At 44.8% G+C, this 5,006-nt stretch carries 4 protein-coding genes and 1 pseudogene; all 5 read left to right on the forward strand.

Annotation, left to right across the window (positions count from 1 at the left end):
* Positions 1–209 (forward strand): annotated as a pseudogene (locus LD39_RS07325) (long-chain fatty acid--CoA ligase); the annotation flags it as partial.
* An 11-nt stretch (positions 210–220) separates the two neighbouring features.
* On the forward strand, positions 221–1,882 hold the full coding sequence (locus tag LD39_RS07330) for an acyl-CoA dehydrogenase family protein (RefSeq protein ID WP_035544637.1): 1,662 nt from the start codon (positions 221–223) through the stop codon (positions 1,880–1,882).
* Between the two features lie 197 nt (positions 1,883–2,079).
* Positions 2,080–3,264 carry an ATP phosphoribosyltransferase regulatory subunit gene (locus LD39_RS07335; RefSeq protein WP_035544639.1) on the forward strand — a complete coding sequence of 395 codons (1,185 nt, stop codon included), beginning with the start codon at positions 2,080–2,082 and terminating at the stop codon, positions 3,262–3,264.
* Positions 3,257–3,895, forward strand: a complete 639-nt coding sequence (hisG, locus tag LD39_RS07340) for an ATP phosphoribosyltransferase (protein WP_035544642.1) — start codon at positions 3,257–3,259, stop codon at positions 3,893–3,895. Before LD39_RS07335 ends, hisG begins: the two co-directional genes overlap by 8 nt.
* The coding region (gene hisD / locus LD39_RS07345) for a histidinol dehydrogenase (protein ID WP_035544645.1) at positions 3,892–5,006 on the forward strand (1,115 nt) is incomplete at its 3' end. The genes hisG and hisD, both read left to right, overlap by 4 nt.

Raw genomic sequence — 5,006 nt, forward strand, 5'->3', positions numbered from 1 at the left:
CTCATGCCTATTGGGGAGAAACGGTAAAAGCATTCGTTGTCCAGGACGGAACGATCGAAGATCTCGAAGGGGAGTGCCGTCAATATTTACATGCTAGAGTGGCGGACTATAAGGTTCCTCGGTTGTATGAAGAGATGAGTGAATTGCCGAGGAATGCAACTGGTAAGTTATTAAAAAATCACCTTCGTGAAAAAGCGCGTCAGGCATAAAGGGGGATTCTATGAATTTTTATGAAAATGATCCAGTTCTTCAGGATATTATGGAACAAAAATTTGATCAGTCTTTTTGGCCGTGGGCGCACGAGCAACTCCACCGATTCGGAGAGATGTGTGCGAATGAAATTGATGAAAGAGCGGTTCATACGGATCGAGAAGGACAGCCGAAGCTGATCAAATATAACAAAATGGGCGAGGACATCTCCGAGGTTTGGCTCAATGAAGGATATAAACAGACAATTGCAGATACGTATGGGGAAGGAATTGTCGGTTATTTGCATAAGCCGATTCCAGAGCTGGGGAGAAGGGGCAACTACCTCTACTCTTATGCGCAAGGGTACCTTCTGTCTCAATCAGAGCCTGGATTTTATTGTCCTGTCACTTTAACTATGGCCACCGCTTATTTAATTGAACATTATGCTGATGAAGAATTAAAAGCTGCTTACCTCCCACATGTTGCGTCTACTGGAGAAACGGAGCTCTACGAAGGGGCGACGTTTTTGACAGAGCGTCAAGGTGGTTCTGACGTTGGGGCGAATGAGGTAAAGGCTGTTTCCGAAGACAGCTGCTATCAGCTTTATGGAGAAAAATATTTTGCCAGTAATGCAGGCGCGTGTGGAGTCGCCATGGTGCTTGCAAGAATAGAAGGCTCACCGAAAGGAACAAAAGGACTTAGCCTTTTCCTCGTTCCTTGGAGACACGAGGATGAGACGTTGAATGGGATTCAGATTCGCAGATTGAAAGATAAACTAGGGGTCCGGGCGGTACCATCTGCTGAAGTTGAATTTAATGGGGCAAAAGCTTACCTGGTCGGAAAAGCTGACCAAGGCTTCTACTACATGATGGAGGCTCTCAATTTATCTCGTGTATGTAATGCTGTTGCATCCATCGGCATCATGAGACGGGCTTACACAGAAGCCTACACGTATGCCCAACAGAGAAAAGCATTTGGGCAGTCATTGATTCAATACCCGATGATCAAAGACTCACTCGTGAAAATGTGTGTAAAACAAGAAGTTGAAATGAGGACCGTCTTTGATATGATCGGTTTTTTTGATGAAGCTGCCCGTGAGCCTGAAAAGGAAGGTGATGCAACGCGAGTAATGAACCGACTCAGGATTGCCATCATGAAAAAAGAAACGGCCGAACAAGCTGTTCACTTTGCTCATGAATCTTTAGAGATGCACGGTGGAAATGGATACATTGAAGATTTTGTCACTCCAAGGCTGTTGCGAGATGCTCAAGTGTTGACCGTCTGGGAAGGGACAGCAAATATACTTGGTTTAGAAGTGTTGCGTCTTCTTCATAAGTTTGGGGCACATGAGCATTTCTTTGAAGAGATGAATCAAAGACTTTCCTCCGTCCATGTATTATCGAAGGAAGTGGGAATAGTGAAAAGCGAATTGAAAATCTTAACTGCTTGGATTGGAGAGGTTTTACAAAAAGGCTCGGATGTACAGACTTTCTATAGTAAGAAGATTGCTGAAAGGATGGCCGTCCTGTACGAGGCGGTTGTAGCGCTGGAAGCTGGTGGAAAAAGTACACGTAATCAGAAAGTTGCAGAGCTTTACGTGCATAACAGCTATTCTGAAGAAGAACCGATGGACTCTCCGAAAAGCCTTCAATATTCTGAGGAAATATTACGTTTCAATAAAGTGCTGCACTGACGTATCACTTTCCGTCTCTGATGAAAGATAATACAGAGACGGCTTTTTTATGGCCATATTTCCTCATTTTTCGCACTTTTCTGATATGATAAAAGAGGGTAAACCTTGGAAGATTAGAAGATTGACGCTATATCTTTATCATGTTAGCATATTAGCAAGCTAAAGGATTTGTCGAAATTCGAAAGGAATGAGTTCCATTGGTAAAACGGTTAATGTTTGAAAAACCTTTGGGAATGCGAGACACGCTTCCCTTTTTTTATAGGCAGAAAGCAAAAGCGAGAAAACAACTATCTGAGGCCATTCTTTCCTATGGGTATTCCTTTATGGATACTCCCCTCATGGAATACCACGAAACAGTGGGAAGAGTGAGTGCCACTCTTGACCAGCAATTGTTCAAATTGTTGGACCAGCAAGGACATACGCTTGTCCTTAGACCGGATATGACGGCACCGATCGCTCGGGTAGCTGCTTCTCAATTAAAAAATTCTGAGTATCCATTGAGGCTTGCCTATGACGGACCGGTGTTCCGCGCGCAGCAGACGGAAGGCGGAAAGCCAGCTCAGTTCGAACAAGTAGGGACAGAGCTGATTGGTGATCACTCGGCATACGCAGATGCTGAAATCATCGCTCTTTTGGTTGAATCCTTAAAACAAACAGGCCTGGATGATTTCGTCATTACCGTTGGGCATATCGGTTATGTGAAAGCATTCTTCAGTGATCTTCTGGGAGATGACGATGAGACTATAGAAAACCTGCTTCATTATTTGTATCGCAAAAATTACGTCGGCTATCGGGAAGCGCTGAAGTCACTTCCGATCAGTGAGGACAAAAAGCAAGCATTATTGCAATTGTTGTCATTGAGAGGAGGCGAAGAGATTTTCGAATCCAGTCGCTCACTGGCAAGGAATCAATCTTGTATGCAGGCGGTTAATGAGTTAAAGCAGTTGCATCGTGTCTTGAAGCAGTATGGAGTAGAAAATTATATTCACTTCGATTTGAATTTGATCAGCCATATGGATTATTACACAGGAATTTTATTTGAAGGATATGCTCCTCATCTTGGGGCTCTTCTCTGTAACGGAGGACGTTACGATACGTTGCTTCCTTCTTTCCAATTGAACGCATCAGCGACAGGATTCGCCGTCCATCTTGAGAGACTTGTTGAAGCATTGAATGAACAGGAAGACGAAGATGACCGAATCGGAATTATTGTGGATGATGACTCCTTTGCAAAAGGAATGGCCAAAGCCAATGATTTGCGACGCCAAGGATATGCCGTTCTGTTGCAGCATGTCGACCAAATCCCTGATGTACTTGCTTTTCAAAAAGATTTAAACCAAACCTTTAATTACACAAAAGCTGGAGGTGAGCTCAATGAATAAGCGTCTCACCATCGCGATGCCGAAAGGGCGTATTTATGAAGAAGCCGCCGAGCTCATGAAGCAAGCGGGATATGAGCTTGGTGCTGATTTGGAAAAGTCCCGAAAACTCATTTTAGAATTTCCTGAACAGAACATCCAAGTGATGATGGCGAAACCGATGGATGTCGTCACTTATGTAGAGTACGGCGCAGCTGATATCGGCATTGCGGGTAAAGATGTGCTGTTAGAGCAGGATCGTGATGTCTATGAAGTTTTGGATTTGAAAATTAGTCCTTGTTATGTAGCCGTCGCTGGACTTCCAAATCAACCACTCAGCCGAATCGCACCGAAGATTGCCACGAAATATCCGAAAGTCGCCTCGGATTATTTTCGCGAGCAAGGAGAGCAGATTGAGATCATTCCATTAAACGGGTCGATTGAACTTGCTCCTCTTATTGGTCTTGCGGACAGAATCGTAGATATCGTATCAACGGGACGTACATTGAAAGAAAATGGGCTTGTAGAGTATGAGAAAATTGCTGATATCACTTCACGTTTAATCGTCAATCCAGTCAGCTACCGACTGAAAAGTGATGAAATTGATCAAATGGTTACGAAATTGAGTGAAGTCATGGAGGGCAATGAATCATGAAAATCATGACGAAAAGGGATCGAGTTTCTTTACGGCGCCGCGTGGATCAGGGCACTGAGGAGCAGCGCAAAACGGTGCAATCCATTCTCCAAGATGTTAAAACGAATGGTGACAAAGCTGTCCTCGCCTATACGGAAAAGTTTGATGGGGTGAAGCTTGAAAGCTACAAAGTTACGAAGGATGAGTTGGAGCAAGCTTATGCTTCCATGGATGGCGAGTTCGTCGAAATTCTCGAGGAAGCAGCGAATAATATCCGCTCATTTCATGAAAAGCAATCTTCTCAGTCATGGTTCGATACAGCTGAAGATGGGACTATTCTTGGACAAAAAGTCACGCCGCTTGATGCGGCAGGTGTCTATGTACCTGGAGGCACGGCTGCCTATCCCTCTTCCGTATTTATGAATATCATCCCCGCTCAGGTTGCAGGGGTCGAACGCGTCGTGATGGTTACTCCTCCAGGAGAGGACGGAAAAGTACCGGATGGCGTCCTGTTAGCTGCCCACATTTTAGGTGTAGAGGATGTTTATAAAGTCGGCGGAGCTCAAGCGATTGCAGCTTTGGCTTATGGTACAGAAACCATCCCTGCTGTAGACAAAATCACAGGACCAGGAAATGTATTCGTCGCTCTTGCGAAGCGGGAAGTGTTCGGTGACGTCGATATTGATATGATTGCAGGACCAAGTGAGATCGCTGTGCTCGCCGATGATACCGCAAAAGCTTCTGAAATTGCGGCTGACCTCCTGTCTCAAGCAGAACATGACGCCCGTTCCTCAAGCGTTCTCGTTACGACAAGCCAATCGTTAGCAGAAGATGTGCAAAAAGAAGTCGTTAAACAGTTAGCCGACCTTCCACGTAAAGAGATTGCAAGCCAAAGTGTCCAAGATTATGGAATGATCATCATTTGCGATACTTGGGAAGAAGCAGTGGATACTGTAAACGATATCGCTCCTGAGCACCTGGAAGTCCTTACCACGGATCCTTTTCAGCAGTTAGGTAAGATCAAACATGCAGGCGCTATTTTCTTAGGCCCTTACAGTAGTGAACCTGTGGGTGATTATTTTGCTGGACCCAACCACGTGCTTCCTACAAACGGAACAGCCCGGTTTTCAAG

The organism is Halobacillus sp. BBL2006, assembly GCF_000786645.1.
Lineage (GTDB): Bacteria > Bacillota > Bacilli > Bacillales > Halobacillaceae > Halobacillus.

Coding starts and splice junctions, on each gene's coding strand:
- LD39_RS07330 (WP_035544637.1), top strand. CDS start 221: ATGAATTTTTATGAAAATGATCCAGTTCTTCAGGATATTATGGAACAA.
- hisG (WP_035544642.1), top strand. CDS start 3,257: ATGAATAAGCGTCTCACCATCGCGATGCCGAAAGGGCGTATTTATGAA.